The 16,944-nt window shown below is 66.4% G+C and carries 18 protein-coding genes; 8 read left to right on the top strand and 10 right to left on the bottom strand.

The window, feature by feature from the left end:
• Window positions 1-9 precede the first annotated feature (9 nt).
• The gene (locus G6N13_RS12985) at window positions 10-1,056 is read right to left on the bottom strand and encodes an alpha/beta hydrolase (protein ID WP_163697560.1); all 1,047 of its coding nucleotides are present in this window, start codon (window positions 1,054-1,056) and stop codon (window positions 10-12) included.
• A gap of 191 nt (window positions 1,057-1,247) precedes the next feature.
• Between G6N13_RS12985 and G6N13_RS12980 the strand changes: the two genes are divergently transcribed.
• Together G6N13_RS12980 and G6N13_RS12975 are read left to right on the top strand one after the other, a co-directional pair.
• The gene (locus G6N13_RS12980; RefSeq protein WP_163697559.1) at window positions 1,248-2,213 is read left to right on the top strand and encodes an SGNH/GDSL hydrolase family protein; all 966 of its coding nucleotides are present in this window, start codon (window positions 1,248-1,250) and stop codon (window positions 2,211-2,213) included.
• 44 nt (window positions 2,214-2,257) lie between these two features.
• Window positions 2,258-3,475, top strand: coding sequence for an acetyl-CoA C-acetyltransferase (locus G6N13_RS12975; protein WP_163697557.1), 1,218 nt, complete (start codon window positions 2,258-2,260; stop codon window positions 3,473-3,475).
• Between the two features lie 32 nt (window positions 3,476-3,507).
• On the opposite strand, the gene G6N13_RS12970 is transcribed toward G6N13_RS12975, so the two are convergent.
• The gene (locus G6N13_RS12970; protein WP_163697549.1) at window positions 3,508-4,374 is read right to left on the bottom strand and encodes an endonuclease domain-containing protein; all 867 of its coding nucleotides are present in this window, start codon (window positions 4,372-4,374) and stop codon (window positions 3,508-3,510) included.
• Between the two features lie 205 nt (window positions 4,375-4,579).
• Window positions 4,580-5,431 carry a Bax inhibitor-1/YccA family protein gene (locus G6N13_RS12965; protein ID WP_163697547.1) on the bottom strand — a complete coding sequence of 284 codons (852 nt, stop codon included), beginning with the start codon at window positions 5,429-5,431 and terminating at the stop codon, window positions 4,580-4,582.
• A 213-nt stretch (window positions 5,432-5,644) separates the two neighbouring features.
• On the opposite strand from G6N13_RS12965, the gene G6N13_RS12960 reads away from it, so the two are divergent.
• Genes G6N13_RS12960 through G6N13_RS12950 form a run of 3 tightly spaced genes read left to right on the top strand, consistent with a single transcriptional unit; the run spans window position 5,645 to window position 9,187 of the window.
• Window positions 5,645-6,682: an enoyl-CoA hydratase/isomerase family protein gene (locus tag G6N13_RS12960; RefSeq protein ID WP_163697545.1), complete on the top strand. Its 1,038-nt coding sequence runs from the start codon at window positions 5,645-5,647 to the stop codon at window positions 6,680-6,682.
• A 9-nt stretch (window positions 6,683-6,691) separates the two neighbouring features.
• Window positions 6,692-7,465 (top strand): enoyl-CoA hydratase, encoded by a 774-nt coding sequence (locus G6N13_RS12955; RefSeq protein WP_163697544.1) that lies wholly within the window; start codon window positions 6,692-6,694, stop codon window positions 7,463-7,465.
• A 9-nt stretch (window positions 7,466-7,474) separates the two neighbouring features.
• Complete coding sequence (locus G6N13_RS12950) at window positions 7,475-9,187, top strand: alpha/beta hydrolase (protein WP_163697541.1); 1,713 nt, start codon at window positions 7,475-7,477, stop codon at window positions 9,185-9,187.
• Here G6N13_RS12950 and G6N13_RS12945 read toward each other — a convergent pair.
• Entirely contained in the window at window positions 9,171-9,563 is a 393-nt protein-coding gene (locus G6N13_RS12945; RefSeq protein WP_163697539.1) for a rhodanese-like domain-containing protein, read from the bottom strand. The genes G6N13_RS12950 and G6N13_RS12945 overlap by 17 nt on opposite strands.
• 5 nt (window positions 9,564-9,568) lie before the next feature.
• Window positions 9,569-10,156 (bottom strand): cysteine dioxygenase, encoded by a 588-nt coding sequence (locus G6N13_RS12940; RefSeq protein ID WP_163697537.1) that lies wholly within the window; start codon window positions 10,154-10,156, stop codon window positions 9,569-9,571.
• 116 nt (window positions 10,157-10,272) lie between these two features.
• Between G6N13_RS12940 and lpqV the strand changes: the two genes are divergently transcribed.
• The 3 genes from lpqV (at window position 10,273) to G6N13_RS12925 (ending at window position 12,118) form a co-directional block, all read left to right on the top strand.
• A complete protein-coding gene (gene lpqV, locus G6N13_RS12935; RefSeq protein ID WP_163697535.1) occupies window positions 10,273-10,704 on the top strand; it encodes a lipoprotein LpqV in 432 nt (143 codons plus the stop codon).
• Window positions 10,705-10,846: 142 nt separating this feature from the next.
• Window positions 10,847-11,026: a hypothetical protein gene (locus G6N13_RS12930; protein ID WP_163697533.1), complete on the top strand. Its 180-nt coding sequence runs from the start codon at window positions 10,847-10,849 to the stop codon at window positions 11,024-11,026.
• Window positions 11,027-11,119: 93 nt separating this feature from the next.
• Window positions 11,120-12,118: a patatin-like phospholipase family protein gene (locus G6N13_RS12925; protein ID WP_163697531.1), complete on the top strand. Its 999-nt coding sequence runs from the start codon at window positions 11,120-11,122 to the stop codon at window positions 12,116-12,118.
• On the opposite strand, the gene G6N13_RS12920 is transcribed toward G6N13_RS12925, so the two are convergent.
• The 5 genes from G6N13_RS12920 to G6N13_RS12900 form a co-directional block, all read right to left on the bottom strand.
• Window positions 12,099-12,950 (bottom strand): patatin-like phospholipase family protein, encoded by an 852-nt coding sequence (locus tag G6N13_RS12920; RefSeq protein ID WP_163697529.1) that lies wholly within the window; start codon window positions 12,948-12,950, stop codon window positions 12,099-12,101. The two genes, G6N13_RS12925 and G6N13_RS12920, sit on opposite strands and share 20 nt — an antisense overlap.
• Complete coding sequence (locus G6N13_RS12915) at window positions 12,947-13,801, bottom strand: ankyrin repeat domain-containing protein (protein ID WP_163702076.1); 855 nt, start codon at window positions 13,799-13,801, stop codon at window positions 12,947-12,949. Before G6N13_RS12915 ends, G6N13_RS12920 begins: the two co-directional genes overlap by 4 nt.
• A gap of 164 nt (window positions 13,802-13,965) precedes the next feature.
• A complete protein-coding gene (locus G6N13_RS12910) occupies window positions 13,966-15,114 on the bottom strand; it encodes an aromatic ring-hydroxylating oxygenase subunit alpha (protein WP_163697528.1) in 1,149 nt (382 codons plus the stop codon).
• Between the two features lie 9 nt (window positions 15,115-15,123).
• Window positions 15,124-16,002, bottom strand: coding sequence for an ABC transporter permease (locus G6N13_RS12905; RefSeq protein ID WP_163697525.1), 879 nt, complete (start codon window positions 16,000-16,002; stop codon window positions 15,124-15,126).
• A 61-nt stretch (window positions 16,003-16,063) separates the two neighbouring features.
• On the bottom strand, window positions 16,064-16,918 hold the full coding sequence (locus G6N13_RS12900; protein ID WP_163697523.1) for an ABC transporter permease: 855 nt from the start codon (window positions 16,916-16,918) through the stop codon (window positions 16,064-16,066).
• Window positions 16,919-16,944: the final 26 nt, after the last annotated feature.

Here is a 16,944-nt window from a genome sequence, read left to right as displayed (position 1 = left end):
CTGTGACGCCTAGCCGGTCGCTTCGCGGATGTACTCGCCGATCTGCCGCAACGAGCGCGTGGCTTCCGGAATCAGCGGAGCCGCGAGCTGGAAATCATGGATCTGGCCGGGCCACACCCGCACCTCGGTGGGCACTCCCGAGGCAGCCAGCCGGCGCGCGGCCAGGCGTGCGTCATGCAGCAGGACCTCCGAGCCGGACACATGGATCAGGGTGCGCGGAAGTCCCGGCTCGATGTGGTCGAGCGGTTCGTAGACGCCCTCGGGTTCGCCGTCGACGACGTTCTTCGCGGCCGCCTTGGCCACCAACGCAACCAGGGCGTCAAAAGCCTTGGGCGGGAACATCGCATCGGTGTGGGCGTTCGGGTGCGTGAGCTTCTGCTCGTGGTCGAGCTGCAGCAGCGGCGAGATGGCCACCAGCGCAGCGGGCTCCTCGCCGAGCGCCTGCAGCCGCTGCGCCAGCGTGAGCGCGAGGTATCCACCGGCGGAGTCACCAGCGAGCACGATCTGATCGGGCTCGTAGCCGCGCGTCCGCAGCCATTGGTAGGCGTCATAGCAGTCGTCGACGGCGTTGCCGATCGTGTGCTTGGGGATCAGCCGGTAATCGACGACCAATACCGGGGAATCGGCGAACTTCGACAGCGCGACCGAGATCCGGCTGTGCGAGTTCACCCCGCACGTCAGGAACGCGCCGCCATGCATGTAGAGCACGACCCGGCGGTGCCCGTCGGCCGGCAACACTCCGGGGGCGCGGACCAGTTGCGCGGAGGCGTTGGGCAAGCCGACGGTGGCCCGCACGGTGCCGGGGGTTGGCAACAGCGCCCGGGCGACGAAGTCGACCAAGCCGAATGGCCATGGCCAGTGCGGGACGTGACTGAGCACGGCCAACGTGGGCCACATGGTGGCGCGGGTGCCCATCGAGACCAGTCGCGCGGCGACGCTGGGACCGCTCTCAACGACTTCGACCGGTGCGCCGTCCGAAACCGGGTAGCGACGCGGACCTCTGCCGGTCTGAACACGACCGGGGGCCGTAGCCCGGGTCTTACTGGGTGCGGTCATCGTCAACACTCCCTACGCCAATGTAGATACGTGTCCCGGGCGATCGAGCGAAACCCGGTGACTTAGCTTGCCACGCGTATTACCTACAACAACTAACGATTTGATTTCTTACCGGATCCGATACCTCTCCGTAATCGCGGGGCCACCGTCGGAGGGGGATTCACGCCCGAGCAGCACCTAAACTGGTGGGCGTGGGCATACGCGCTACGCGAAAGTCGACAGCGGCACTGGCAGCGGCGGGGGTTCTGGCGTCTACCGGCACCGCCGTGTTGGGTGCGCGCAGTTTGCTCAGCGGCCAGGCGGATCAAGTCCGCAGCGTCATCCCCAAAGCCTGGGATGTGCCGCCGCGCGCCGACGGTGTCTACGCACCTGGTGGCGGACCGGTCCGCGGGTGGGAACGGGGTGTGCCATTCGACCTTCATCTGATGGTGTTCGGGGACTCGACGGCCACCGGATATGGCTGCCGCACCGCCGACGAGGTGCCCGGGGTGCTGGTCGCGCGGGGGCTGGCCGAGGAGTCCGGCAAGTTGATCCGGCTGTCCACCAAGGCGATCGTGGGCGCGACGTCCAAGGGTCTGTCCGGTCAGGTCGACGCCATGTTCGTGGCCGGTCCACCGCCGGATGCCGCGGTGATCATGATCGGTGCCAATGACATCACCGCCCTGAACGGGCTCAGCGCCTCAGCGCGCCGGCTCGGTGCAGCGGTCCAGCGCTTGCGTGCCTCCGGCGCGGTGGTGGTCGTCGGCACGTGCCCGGATTTTGGTGTTATCAAAGATATTCCGCAGCCGCTACGGTGGACTGCCCGCGCCCGCGGGCTACGTCTGGCCCGCGCCCAGGCCACCGCGGTGCGCGCCGCCGGGGGTGTTCCGGTGCCGCTGGCGGATCTGTTGTCGCCGAACTTTCTCCAGGCACCCGAGGTGATGTTCTCCGAAGATCGCTACCACCCATCGGCGGCAGGATATGCGTTGGCCGCTAACCAGTTGCTGCCCGCGCTGTGCCACGCACTTGGCGAGTGGACCGGGGAAACGGTTCCCGACCTGCCGTGGGCGACCCGCTCAGAGGTCAGGGCGTTGACCGACCGGCTCGGACCCTTGGTGAGGCTGCTTCGCCGCCGCACGACCGGGGTGCCCGCACCGATCGTGGTGCCTGCGAGCTAGGTTCGTGTGCAGTCGTTGCTGCATATCTCACGAGGAGCCGTCTCATGCCCGAAGCCGTCATCGTTTCCACTGCCCGCTCGCCGATCGGACGCGCGTACAAGGGGTCGCTGGCCACCATCCGCCCGGACGATCTGGCCGCCCAGATGGTGCGCGCCGCGCTGGACAAGGTGCCCTCGCTGGATCCCCGCGAGATCGACGATCTGATCATGGGCTGCGGACAGCCCGGCGGTGAGTCCGGGTTCAACATCGGCCGCGTCGTGGGCGTCGAGCTGGGCTATGACTTCCTACCCGGCACCACGGTGAACCGTTACTGCTCGTCGTCGCTGCAGAGCACCCGGATGGCGTTCCACGCGATCAAGGCCGGCGAGGGCCACGCCTTCATCTCGGCCGGCGTGGAGACGGTCTCGCAGTTCGGCAAAGGCAGTGCCGACGGCTGGCCGGACACCAAGAACGCGTTGTTCGCCGAAGCGCAGGAGCGATCGGCGGCGGGCGCTGCCGGCGGCGAGGAGTGGCACGATCCGCGCGAAGACGGCCTGCTTCCCGACGTGTACATCGCAATGGGCCAGACCGCCGAGAACGTCGCGCTGCACACCGGTATCAGCCGTGAGGACCAGGATCACTGGGGCGTGCGTTCGCAGAACCGCGCCGAGGAGGCCATCAACAGCGGCTTCTTCGCGCGCGAAATCGTCCCGGTGACCCTGCCCGACGGCAGCGTCGTCAGCACGGATGACGGCCCGCGCGCCGGAACCACCTACGAGAAGATCAGCCAGCTCAAGCCGGTGTTCCGACCCAACGGCACGATCACCGCGGGCAATGCCTGCCCGCTGAACGACGGTGCCGCCGCGCTGGTGATCGTCTCCGACACCAAGGCCAAGGAGCTGGGGCTGACCCCCCTGGCGCGCATCGTGTCGACCGGAGTGTCCGGGTTGTCGCCGGAGATCATGGGGCTCGGCCCGATCGAGGCCGTCAAGAAGGCGCTGGCACAGGCGAACAAGAAGATCTCCGATATCGACCTGTTTGAGATCAACGAGGCGTTCGCCGTTCAGGTGCTGGGTTCAGCCCGCGCCCTCGGCATGGACGAGGACAAGCTCAACGTCTCCGGCGGCGCGATCGCGCTGGGACATCCGTTCGGCATGACGGGCGCGCGGATCACGGCCACGCTGCTCAACAACCTGCAGACCCACGACAAGACGTTCGGCATCGAGACGATGTGCGTCGGCGGTGGCCAGGGCATGGCCATGGTCATCGAGCGCCTCGCCTAGAAGGTCGCCGAGCGTGCGTGCAGATCGCTGGATTACGCAATCCTTCGATCTGTGCGCACGCTCGATGACCAAACCCGGCCGAGCCGTCGCAAGATCTCGGCTCTGCGCATACCGGCGACCACGCGGATGACTATCCAGCCAAGTTCGGCCAACGTCTCGTGTCGCACGATGTCGTGGCGAGCCTGGTCAGGATCGCTGCGGTGATGTGCGCCGTCGTACTCCATGCCGATCATCCGGTCCTCCCAGCCCAGATCTAGGTGGTACCGGGGATAACCATCGCCGCAGTCGACAGGTATCTGCGTACGGGGCCGTGGATAGCCGGCGTCGATGACCAGTAGACGCAGCCACGTCTCCTGCGGTGATTGCGCACCTGGATCATGTACTGCCAGTGCGGTATTCAACCGCCGAGTATGTCGTGCGCCCGGATGTCGGCGACTTATCTCCAGCACCTGTTCACGGTCGAATCCGGTGGCGTGGCCCAACGCATCGAGTCGTGCGACGGCGTCGTTGCGGCCAAGCCAGCGGCCGAGATCGAACGCGGTTCGTGCGGCGGTGGTAGCCGGCAGACCAGCTCTAAGCCCGAATTCCCCAGGGAAAAGTGTGTCGCGATGCGTGATGATGCCGCGTGGCGCACGCGGATTGGGATGGATCAAATCGACGGGCACGCCGTCCTGAACCCACTTGGCTCCGTGAAGAGCTAACGCGGCGACGCCACTGACTATCCCTTGTTCACCCGACCACAGCCACGCCGCCTCAGTCAATTGTCGGAGCGTGAGAGCAAGACCGTCGTCGCGCACGTACACATCGGGGAAGACGGCGCGGAATTCAGTACGAAGCCGGTACTTGTTCGCGACTGCCCCGGTGGCAAGAGCGCGACTGCCGACAAATGGCCGTTGCATGACGCCACCGTCGTGGTGGGCGCCGACGGGGATTGGACCCGCGCAGACCGGCTTTCAGGAACCTGGGGATGCATGCCCGTCTGTGTAACGCCTCGAGTGTGCGTCCAGATCGCGGATCACCGCGCGAAATCGACCTGGGCGCACACTCAACACGCATACGACAAAGCCCCGGCCGTACAGGCCGGGGCTTTGTGCGTGAGAGCGGCTAGCGACTCTGGAAGTACGACAGCAGTCGCAGGATCTCCAGGTACAGCCAGACCAGCGTCACCGTTAGACCCAGCGCCACACCCCAGGCCGCCTTCTCCGGTGCACCGGCGCGGATCATCTGATCCGCGGCGTCGAAGTCGATCAGGAAGCTGAACGCCGCCAGCGCGATGACGAACAGCGAGAACGCGATCGCGATCGGGCCGCCGCTGCGCAGGCCGAGGCCGTCGCCGCCACCAACACCGAACATTGCCAGCACGAAGTTGCCGAGGATCAGCACCAGGACGCCGACCATGCCCGCGACGATCATGCGGGTGAACTTCGGGGTCACCCGGATGGCACCGGTCTTGTAGACGACGAGCATGCCGAAGAAGACGCCGATGGTGCCGAGCACCGCCTGGCTGATCATCACACCGGCGTTGGCGCCGGACACGACGACGTTGGCGAAGATGAACGAGACGGCACCGACGAACAGGCCTTCCAGCGCCGCGTAACTGAGCACGATCGCCGGGTTGTCCTGCTTACGCCCGAACGTCGCGACCAGCACCAGGGCCAGGCCACCGAGCGCACCTACCAGGGTGAACGGCGTAGCCAGCGCCAGGTTGGCCGACACCAGGAAGTAGGAGATGACTGCGACGACGGATAGCACAGCCAGCGTGATGCCGGTCTTGGTGACGACGTCGTCGATCGTCATGGGCCGCGAGACGCCGGTCTGCGGCGGGTACTGCGTCGTATAGGGGTCGGCCTGGTAAGCGACCTGCTGAGCACCGGCGACACCGGTACCGAATTGTGCGTATCCGCCCTGCTGCTGCTTGGGCAGCGAACGAAACACCGGGTTGCTGGTCTCCCGCACCGTCGGAATCCTCTCCTGGAAATCGAGTAACGCACCGTCAACGAACGGTGGCTCAAACCGGTTCCCAGGAAGTCCACAAATTTCTTCCCGGCGTGTCCGGTCCTACGAAGCCTGAGCTTACCTGTGGACGGCAACCGGCGGGTGCTGATCTAGATCGGCCTAGTGGTAAAACTAGGACATCCAACCTTTCCAAGCACGGAAGGAACCCCCGTCGTGACGGCTGACACCGACGAAGTCGTGACCTATGTCGAGGGCGGCATCGGCTTCCTGACGCTCAACCGGCCCAAGGCCATCAACTCCCTGACCCACACCATGGTCAGGATCATCGCCAAGGCACTCACCGAGTGGGAGCGCGACGACACCGTGCGCGCGGTGGTCCTTGCCGGCGCGGGCGAGCGCGGCCTGTGCGCCGGCGGTGACGTGGTGGCGATCTATCACAGCGCCAAGGCCGGCGGAGCCGAGGCGCGGCAATTCTGGGCAGACGAATACCGGCTCAACGCCCAGATCGCCGGCTACCCCAAGCCGTATGTGGCGATCATGGACGGCATCGTCATGGGCGGCGGTGTCGGAGTCGCCGCGCACGGCAGCGTGCGGGTGGTGACCGACACCTCGAAGGTCGCCATGCCCGAGGTCGGCATCGGCTTCATCCCCGACGTCGGCGGCACCTACCTGTTGTCCCGGGCGCCCGGCGGTCTCGGACTGCACGCGGCGTTGTCGGGCGTGACGTTCCGCGCGGAGGACGCCATCGCCCTCGGGTTCGCCGACCATTACGTGCCGCATTTCCAGCTCGAAGGCCTCGTCGCCGCGATCGTCGCCGACGGCGTGGACGCCGCCATCCACCAATTCGCCGTGGATCCCCCGCCGAGTCACCTTCTGGCCCAACAGCACTGGATCGACGAGTGCTATGCAGGCGAGACAATCGGCGATATCGTCGCTGCCCTGCAGGAGCACGACGAGGACGAAGCCCGCAAGGCCGCCGAGGTCATCGCGTCGCGCTCCCCTATCGCGGCGTCCGTGACACTGGCCTCAGTCCGGCACGCCGCGGGGCTTGCCACGCTGGAAGACGTCCTGGTGCAGGAGTACCGGGTGTCCTCGGCCTCGCTGAATTCCCACGACCTCGTCGAAGGCATCCGCGCGCAGCTCGTGGACAAGGATCGCAACCCGACGTGGAACCCACCTTCGCTGGCTGCGGTGACCGAGCAGGATGTGGAACAGTACTTCGCGCCGGCGGACCCGGACCTGACCTTTTAAGGAGCACAAGTGAGTTATGAAACCATCCTGGTCGACCGTGACGAGCGCGTCGGCACCATCACGCTCAACCGCCCGCAGGCGCTCAACGCGCTCAACAGCCAGGTAATGGCCGAAGTCACCACGGCCACGGCCGAATTCGACGCCGACCCAGGTATCGGCGCGATCGTGATCACCGGCAGCGCCAAGGCGTTCGCCGCCGGTGCTGACATCAAGGAGATGGCGACCCTCTCGTTCTCGGAGGTCTTCGACGCCGACTTCTTCGCGGCCTGGAGCAAGCTCGCCGCCGTCCGCACCCCCACGATCGCGGCGGTGGCCGGTTACGCATTGGGCGGCGGCTGCGAACTGGCGATGATGTGCGATGTGCTGATCGCCGCCGACACCGCGAAGTTCGGTCAGCCCGAGATCAAATTGGGCGTGCTGCCCGGCATGGGCGGCTCGCAGCGGCTGACCCGCGCCATCGGTAAGGCCAAGGCGATGGACCTGATCCTGACCGGCCGCACGATCGACGCCGCCGAGGCCGAACGCAGCGGCTTGGTGTCCCGGGTGGTGCCCGCCGACGATCTACTCACCGAGGCCAAGGCCATCGCCACGACGATTTCGCAGATGTCGCGCTCGGCCGCGCGAATGGCTAAGGAAGCCGTCAACCGGGCGTTCGAATCGACCCTGACCGAAGGCCTCCTTTACGAGCGCCGGCTGTTCCACTCCGCCTTCGCCACCGAGGATCAGACCGAGGGGATGGCTGCCTTCACCGCGAAGCGCACTCCGAACTTCACGCACCGCTAAAGTGCTGTCGTGACCGCAGCCGAGCCGGAGCAGCCTGGACCCACCGACTCCGCGGTCGCCACCGCGCCGGAGCCCGAACCCACCCCACGGCAGGACTGGTGGCAGCGGCACTACACGTTCACCGGAACCGCCGTGGCCCTGGCATTCCTGTGGCTTTCACTGACTCCGTCGCTGCTGCCGCGCGGGCCGCTCTTCCAGGGTCTGGTCAGCGGTTCGGCCGGTGCGATCGGCTACGGCCTCGGTGTCTTCGCCGTCTGGGTGGTGAACTTCATGCTCTCTCGACCGACGAGTCCGCACGCCCCACGCTGGGTCTGGCCTGTTCTCGTCGTCGCCGGCGTCATCGGACTGGTCTTCGCGATCTACTTGTTCCACCTCTGGCAGGACCAGGTCCGCGACCTGATGGGCGTGCCACGGCTGACTTGGTACAACTACCCGCAGGCCGCGATCATCGGCGTGATCGTGTTGTTCATTTTCGTCGAGATCGGCCAGCTGGTCGGGCGACTCGTCAGATTCCTGGTCCAGAAGCTGAATCGTTTTGCCCCACCGCGTGTTTCAGCTGTCGTCGTGGTCGCGATACTACTGAACCTAACGATCGCCATTCTCAACGGCGTTGTGGTCAGGGGTGGTATGAGCTTCCTGAACAGCACCTTCGCCTCGGCGAACGACGAGATGGACCCGGACAATCCGGCACCCACCACCCCACTGCTCTCGGGCGGTCCGGGCTCGTTGGTGTCCTGGGACACGTTGGGCCATCAGGGCAGGGTGTTCGTCTCTGGTGGTCCCAGCGTCGAGCAGCTGACGAAGTTCAACGGCGCCCCCGCGGTCGAACCGATCCGCGCCTACGCCGGCAAGAACTCGGCCCCGAACATCAGGGCGACAGCGGAGCTTGCCGCGCGTGAACTGGAACGCGAGGGCGGGTTCAAGCGCAAGGTCATCGCGGTCGCGACGACGACGGGAACGGGCTGGATCAACGAGGCCGAAGCCTCCGCGCTGGAGTACATGTACAACGGCGACACCGCGATCGTGAGCATGCAGTACTCGTTCCTCCCGAGCTGGCTGTCGTTCCTGGTGGACAAGGAGAACGCCCGTCAGGCCGGCCAAGCCCTCTTCGAGGCGGTCGACGCGCGGTTACGGGAGATGCCGGAGGCGCAGCGTCCCAAGATCGTGGTGTTCGGCGAAAGCTTGGGATCCTTCGGCGGCGAGGCGCCGTTCCTAAGCCCGAACAACATCATCGCCCGCACCGACGGTGCGCTGTTCTCCGGCCCGACGTTCAACAACACGATGTGGGACGACGTCACCGTCAATCGCGACGAGGGCTCGCCGATGTGGCTCCCGATCTACGACGACGGCCAGAACATCCGGTTCTCCGCACACCCGGACAACCTGGCCAGGCCGGACAAACCGTGGGGGTATCCGCGTATCGTCTACCTGCAGCACGCGTCGGACCCGATCTCCTGGTGGAACCCCAATCTTCTTTTCGCCGAACCGGATTGGCTACGCGAACCGCGCGGCTCCGACGTGTCCCCCGACATGTACTGGATTCCGATCGTGACATTCCTTCAGGTGTCAGCCGATATGGCGGTGGCCGTCGATGTGCCCGACGGGCACGGGCACCGTTATGTGCGCGACGTCGTCAACGCGTGGGCGGCCGTCCTGCAGCCACCGGGGTGGACGGCAGAGAAGACCGAACGGCTGCGCGGGATCGTTACGGCGCCGGAGTGAGCTCGGCAAGCACGCCGGCCTCGGTCAGTGCCTGATAGCCGCCGATGACGTCGGTGGCCCGGTGCAGTCCGAGGTCCTGCAGTGCAGCCGCGGCCAGGCTCGAGGTGTAGCCCTCCGAGCACAGCACCACCCACTCGACGTCATCGTCTTTCGCCTGCGGCAGCCGCGCATCGCTGGTCGGGTCGCATCGCCACTCGAGAACATTGCGTTCGATCACCAGCGCTGCTGTCGTCCCCCCTTCGACAGCGCGCTGGGCGGCCGGGCGGATGTCGACCAGAATGGCACCACGACGCAGCGCAGCGGGGACTTCTCCGGCCGTCAGCCGATGCAGCCGCGCCCGGGCGTCGGCCAGGATGCGATCGATTCGGCTGGTCATCGGAATCACTGCCCTTCGGGTTCGTCAGTCAGTTCGGTGCGCGTGCGGCGCAGCGTGTTACGTTGGGTCACTTCGTAATACGACATCGCGGTCAGCGGCGGCGAGTAGGCGTGCACACTCAGCGTAGCCGCAGCGGGCGTGGCCGCGGTCGGCGGCGCGACAGCCGGTGCCACCGCCGGGGCCCGGACCACATCGTGCACCCAACCCAGGGGAAACGCCGCCTGATCGCCGGCGTCGAGGCGGCGGCGGTGCAATCGCTCGCCGTCCCAACGGTATTCGTGCAAGGCGCCGGAGAGCACCGTCAGCGCACCGAGCGATCCGCCGTGATCGTGCAATTCGGTGAAATGGCCGGGGACCCAACTGATCAGCCAGACGTCAAGATCGTCGTCGGCGTAGAGGCGGGTGAACCACCGTTCGTCGGTCGGCGGGCCACCGACGGGTAACAGGTCGTTGTATTGACCGCGCAACACCTCATCGGCGTACTGATCGGTGGCGCGCAACAGGTCGGGCAACCGCAACCGGGTCGGCGCGGAGACCGCCGGTGCGGTGGAGGGAAATGTGGCAAGGGAAAGGGCAGCGCCCGAATACGGCATGACGAGGGACTTTCTCCAGATCGCAGGGTCAAATCAGGGGGTTGGCTGGCGCCTAACAACACTCCCGATGCCCGGTGCGCTTCGTCATGGCCGCCAGTGTTGCATAGATTGATGCCATGCGCGGGTACCGAAGTCGCTCCCTGTTCGCCGCTGCGGCGTGTGCCGCGGTGCTGACCGCGTGCTCATCGGGCGGTGGCGGGAACGGCGCCTCGACAGCCCCGACCTCCTCAACCAGCGTCCAGCAGTCCGGTGATGCGGGCGCGACCTCGGGTGCCATTGCGACGTCACCCGGCGGGGTGACCACTCGAATTGACGTTCCCGCAGAATCAACCGAAGAACAATATGCGCAGGCCTGCATGGCCACCAAGACGTGGATGGAAGGCAAGGGCGGCGATCCCGCGACGTTGGTCGAGCCGTATCTCAAGGAGCTGCAGAGCAATCCGGCCGCCGGTCCATCAACGTTCAACAGCACGTGGGGGCAGCTGTCCGAAGCGCAGCAGGCCGCCGTCCTCATCGCGGTGCGAGCGGCCGCCGAGGGCGGCTGCTAACCGTTGGAATCACGGCCAGCAAAAGTCACGCCGGGCGACGGATTCCTGCCGGCAACCAACCAGTTCCTGCCAACGGAATTGTTTGCCTGAACTCCGGGTTTACACCCTTGTAACTGGAGAAACACGAGGAAGAGGCAGCAACATGACCAAGTTCGCAGTCGCGACCCTGCTGGGTTCCGCGATGAGCGCGGTCGTCATCGGCTTGGCCGCGCCAGCGGCCCCACGCGGGTCCGGTGACACCCGCCACACCACATTCGACTCGCTGGGATACACGGTGGGCAGCGACAAGCTCGGCACCATTGACGCAGTCCAGCGCGACTAGCCGGCGCGCAACGACGCGCACCGACTACGGAAGGGCACCCCGCAGGGGTGCCCTTTTTCGTTTCGCCGGGCCACGGATGAGCAGAATGGAGCCATGGCCGAACAATCGCCCACCGGGCGCGTGGCACTCGCCCTGGGCAGCGGTGGCGCGCGTGGGTACGCGCACATCGGCGTGATCGACGAACTGCAGCGCCGCGGATACGAAATCGTCGGTGTCGCGGGTTCGTCTATGGGAGCGTTGGTCGGCGGCTTGCACGCCGCGGGATCGCTCGACGAATTCTCGGACTGGGCCAAGACGTTGACGCAGCGGGCCGTCCTGCGACTGCTCGACCCGTCGATCACCGCGGCCGGTGTGCTGCGTGCCGAGCGCATCATCGACGCGGTGCGCGACATCCTCGGCGAGGCCACCATCGAAAGCCTCCCGATTCCCTACACCGCGGTGGCCACCGACCTGATCGCCGGTAAGTCGGTGTGGTTGCAGCGCGGACCGGTCGATGCCGCGATCCGGGCCTCGATCGCGATCCCCGGCGTCATCGCGCCGTATGTGCTCGACGGCCGGCTGTTGGCCGACGGCGGCATCCTCGATCCGCTGCCGATGGCGCCGATCGCCGCGGTCAACGCCGACGTCACCATTGCCGTCAGCTTGTCCGGCCCGGCTCCGGGCGACAGCGAGGACGCCACAACCGACCCCGAGACCCGCGCCAGCACCGAATGGCTCAGCAAGCTCCTGCGCAGCACATCCGGTCTACTCGACACGAACACCGCGCGTTCGATTCTCGACACCCCCGCAGCCCGCACGATGCTGAGCCGGTTCGGCACGGGGTCGGATTCCGAGGACGCGGGCGAGGATCCCGAGCCTGTACCCAAGCTGGGCAGCTTTGCGGTGATGAACCGCACCATCGATATCGCGCAGGCCGCGCTGGCCCGTCATCAGATGGCGGCCTATCCGCCCGACCTGCTCATCGAGGTACCCCGAACTGCTTGCCGCAGTTTGGAATTCCACCGCGCAGCCGAGGTCATCGACCTTGGCCGCGAGCTTGCCGCCAAAGCCTTGGATGGCTACCGCACCACCGTCACGCCAGAAACTCCGTGACGGCGGCCGCAACCCGGCGGCCTTGTTCGCGACCGGCCAGCGCCGACGGGCGCCGGCAACGCGGGTCGAGCAGGTTGGGGCCGAACGCCGCCAGTGCCTCGTCGTCGGCGAAGATCGCGAAGGTTCGCGCACCGAAGGCCGCGATCTCTGCTGCCGTCCCGGCACTGAACGGTGACGGCGCGGTTTCACTCGCGGGCACCAGTACCACCGCCGTCGCGCAATCGGAGGCCACCGCGGTGTGCACCGGGGTGCTGACGCCGCCATCCATGTAACGCCTGCCACCGATCGTCACCGGCGGCCAGGTGCCGGGCACCGCGCAGCTGGCGGCCACCGCGTCGACCAGATCCACCCCGGACGACGAGTCGAACACCGCCAAGTCTCCGGTCACGGTGTCGATCGCGGTGATACGCAGAGCCTGAGCGGGCCAGGTGTGCGACGGCAACCGAGCTTCGATGACACTTCGGCGGGCCGGCTCGGGCACGGTCGGCGCGTTCAGGGCGATCGTCCCGATGCGCTGCAAGCGCTCCCGGAGGTCACCCGGTTGCGATAGCGCGCTCAGAAACAGCGCCGTGATCGTGTCGACATCGGCACCCGAGTCGAGCTCGGCTGACGTGTCACCAATTTGGCGCTCGAAGAGCTCCGTCAACGACAGCGGGCTGCTGATCTGCGCTGCGACAGTGGAGCCAGCCGAGGTGCCGACGAGGACGTCGGAGTCCAGCAGCGCCCTCGCGGTATCCGGGGCTTCGTCGGCGATTCCCTGCAGGATGCCGGTTTCCCAGCCGATGCCGGCAAGTCCGCCGCCGGCCAGGATCAGGGCTCGTTTCGTCGTCACAGCCTGCGAGTCTGCCAGTTGTCCAGGTATGCAGCCGCCTCGGTCTGGTAGGCGTGCTGCGCCCAGCCCCTTGGCGTCGTCCCGTAACGATGATCGACGAGATCGGGGTCGGCACCCGCGTCGAGGAGGCGTCGGATCAAGGCCAGATCACCACACCAGGCCGCGTGGTGCAGCGGCGTGGCGCCGCCGTCGTCACGGATGTTCGGGTCAGTGGGAAACTCGTGTTCGACCAGCTCGGCGGGCCCTATCTCGATCCCGTGCCCAGCCAACAACGCCAGCCGGCCGGCGAGGCCGTGTGCGGAGGCCCAGTCGATTTGGCGCTGCCACATCTGTGCACGGGTTTCCATCGCCTCGCCCAGGCGCCGTTCCCACGGACTGGGGCCGGCGCCGGCGTCCAGCAGCATGACGGCCGCTGCGAGCACCTCATCCTCGTTGCGCGGCAGGGCAAGCCGCGAGTAGCACAGGTACATCAGGGGAACCCAGCCGAACGGGCCGCCCGGCGTGTTGGCCAACGCGGGCCGGGCCTCGAGGTGACGACTCAGCGCCAGCGGGTCGGCAGCCGATGCCGCGGACCACACATGATGGTGTGGCACATCGGGATTCGCCTCGATCAGTTCGCCAGCGGCGCGCCACCGCGGTGGGGCGTCGGAGTGGTCATAGCGCAGTGATGCCAGCGCGCAGAACTGGTCGGCAGCGCTGAGCGCGTCCTCGGCGATTCCACCGGGATCAACCGCGAGTTCGTCGGCGATCGCCAAATAGCCGACGAGCGCCGGCCAACCACTGAATCCGTAGTTGCGGGCCACGACAAGTTGTGCGTCGTGCAGCCGGAATCGCTCCGCTTCCAACGCGATATCGGGACGCGGATGGTCCTCTCACGTGCCTTGCGTCCGCGAGGCCAGGCCGAGAAGGAGGTCGGTTAGGAATCAGAGGTCTAAAGCAGGGAGGCTGAGCCTCTTCGAGCGGACGTCGGGCGGTCCTGCGCGCCCGCTCCGAACGCTACCAGCCGCAACGTTGTTCAGCGGGACCCGCTGTAGGCCCGGGCAACCCGGGTGACGAACTGGTAGACGCCGTCCTCGTCGGGCGCCAGCGGTCCCGGGCGGGCGTGCGGGGAGCTCAGCCCCCGCTGTACCGATTCGCAAGCCGTCCAGTCCTGCCGGTTGGTCAGATCCCAGAAGTCCACCGCATAGGAGGGATCGAAATCAGGCTTGTCCAGGGCCTCTTTCGGGAACGCCCAGGCGCACTCGACGTGGGTGCGGTCGACGGCCAATGGCGTCATCAGGTGCGTCATCACGTAATCGGGATGCAGGCTGACCAACAGGTTGGGGAATCCCACCAGATACATCACGCTGCGAAGTTCTTGTTCGGATAGGCCTTTGATCGCCACGCCGCCGCTGCGCCCGCTCAGCGACATGGTCTCGGCCTCGTCGATCATGCTCATCCAGCCGCCGATCCAGTCGCCGGGCAGGTCGAGGTTCTCCCCGCTCGTCGGTGGGCTGATCTTGGACAACTCGGGGTGGATCGTCGAGCAGTGGTAGCACTCCTGATAGTTTTCAACAATGACCTTCCAGTTGGTCGCGAGCTCGTAGGAGTGCCGCGCCACCACGGTCAAATCTTCCGGACGGTACGGGCCGATGACGTCTTCCATCCCCGCGACGTGCTCGTCGAAATCGATGTCGGCACCGCTGGGGTCGACGAACAGGTAGCCGTGCCAGTTCACCAATCGCAGCTCGGCCAGGCCGAATTGGCTGGAATCGAAGTCCTTGGCGGCGTCGAAGCCGGGCGCTTTGCGTAGTTCGCCGTCGAGCTTGTAAGACCACGAGTGGTAGGGGCAGACGATGCCGCGCCGCTTGGCGGTGGCACCGCATGCCAGCATTTCGTGTCCGCGGTGGCGGCACACGTTGGCGAAGGCGCGCACCTGATGGTCCTCCCCGCGCACCAGCAGGATTCCGTTGGCACCGGAGCCGACGGCCTTTTGGGCGCCGACACCGTCCAGATCGCTCGCCTGACCCACACAGTGCCAGCCAGAGAAGATGTGGAGCTTCTCCCACTCGAACACCTCGGCGTCGACGTAGGCCGCCCGGGGCAGCATTCGGGACTGCCCGAACGGCGCGAGCGAGGCCGCGAGATCTCCGGCAGGCACCGGCGCGGGAGTCTGTTTGAACATACAGTCAGACTATGCCTCGCCCGCGAAGGCGGCAATGCCACCGCGCGTTGAATTGTCGCCGCGAGTCATCCGGCGGTACACCAGATATCCGATGGTCACCGCGACCAACGCCGCCAGCAGCAACAGGGTGGCCAGCGCGTTGAGAGCCGGGCTCGGCGCGGCTCGGGCGGTGTTGTAGATCTTCACCGAGACCGGTTCGGTCGAGGAGTTCCCCGAAAGGTAACGCACCAGCACGAAGTCGTCGATGACGTCCGCGAATACCAGCACGGTGCTGGCGAAGATCGCCGGGAACAGCATCGGTACCGTCACGCGTCGTAGCGCCTCCATCGGCGAAGCGCCCAAATCCATTGCTGCTTCTTCATATTGGTTGCCGATCGTGGCCAGCCGGGCGCGTACGAGCACAGCCGGATAGGCGATCTGGAAGGTGACCAGGCCGATCACTTGCGCGGAAGTGCCGAGCCCGATCGGCAGTGCTAGCGAGGTCATCACAAACAGCAATGCGACGGCCAGCAGTACCTCGGGGACCACGAACGACACCAGCATCAGCAGGTTGGCGCCGGCGGGCAGCCGCCCCCGCCAGCGGTCGACACCGATCGCGAACAGCACACCCAGCGGCACGGTGATCAGCGTGGTGATCACGCCGAGCTTCAGGGTCTGTAGCAGCGCGGTGTGCAGCGAGGCGTCATGCCACACCGATTTGGTCGCATCACCCCAGTACCAGCGAAACGAGAAGCCCTGCCAACTGGTCCGCGACCTGCCGTCGTTGAAGGAGAACATCACCGCGATCATTACCGGCAACAGCGACCACACCAGATAACCGGCGGTGACGGCCATCAGAATCCGCGGCGGCCGCCATGGGTCTTTCCACCACGAGATCGGCCCTCTCATGCCGCCCCCTCGCAGGCTCGGTCGCGCCATGTCCGCCCATGATTCGCTCCGCAAGCATCGCTCATGTGGACACCTCGTCGCGCGCAGTCACCCGCACGTAGTAGAACATCGGCAGCACGGTGACGAGCAGGACCAGCATCACGAACGCGCCGGCCTGCCCGGTCTGTCCGGGCGCCTGCACGCTGTCGTTGATCAGGTTGCCCACCATCGCCGTCTTCGGTGAGGCCGACAACATGTCGGAGGTGAAGTAGTCGCCGAGCATCGGCAGGCACGTCAGCAGGACACCGGCCACGATCGTGGGCCGACACATCGGCAGCGTCACCCGCCAGAACGACGCCAGCCGGTTGGCCCCCAAATCACGGGCGGCCTCCAGTGTCGACTGCGGCAACCGGTCAAGACCGGCATACAAGGGCAGAATCATGTACGGCGCATAGCCGTACACCAACCCCAGCACCACCACCACCGGCTGGCCGGTCAGCCAGTGCACGTTCGCGTCGAACAGACCACCGAGACGCAGAAACCCATTGACCATGCCGTCGTCCTGAAGGAGGTTGACCCAAGCCAGCATTCGCATCATGTAGCTGATCCAGAACGGTGCGATAAGCGCGGCGAGCAGCACCCCGGCCCACCGTCCGGCCAGCCTCGCCGTGTAATAAGCCACCGGGAAGGAGATCAGCAGGCACAGCACGCTTGCCAGTGCGACGTAGACCGCGGTACGCACCAGCGCCGGCCCGAACACCCCGTTCTCGCCGACGATGTGGGTCAGGACGTAGGTGAACTGAGAAGGGTCCCACTCCAACGGATTCCATACCGGGATCGGAGTGCGGAAGATCGGGTCGACCTGGCCGAAGACGATGGCCAGCACCACATAGAGCGGAGCCAGGAAGAACAACGTCAGCCAGACGACCCCGGGCATGGCGAGCAGGGGCCACAGGCCGGTGT

The sequence above is a fragment of the Mycolicibacterium sarraceniae genome, assembly GCF_010731875.1.
Classification (GTDB): domain Bacteria; phylum Actinomycetota; class Actinomycetes; order Mycobacteriales; family Mycobacteriaceae; genus Mycobacterium; species Mycobacterium sarraceniae.
This window is presented reverse-complemented; position numbering and strand designations above follow the sequence as displayed.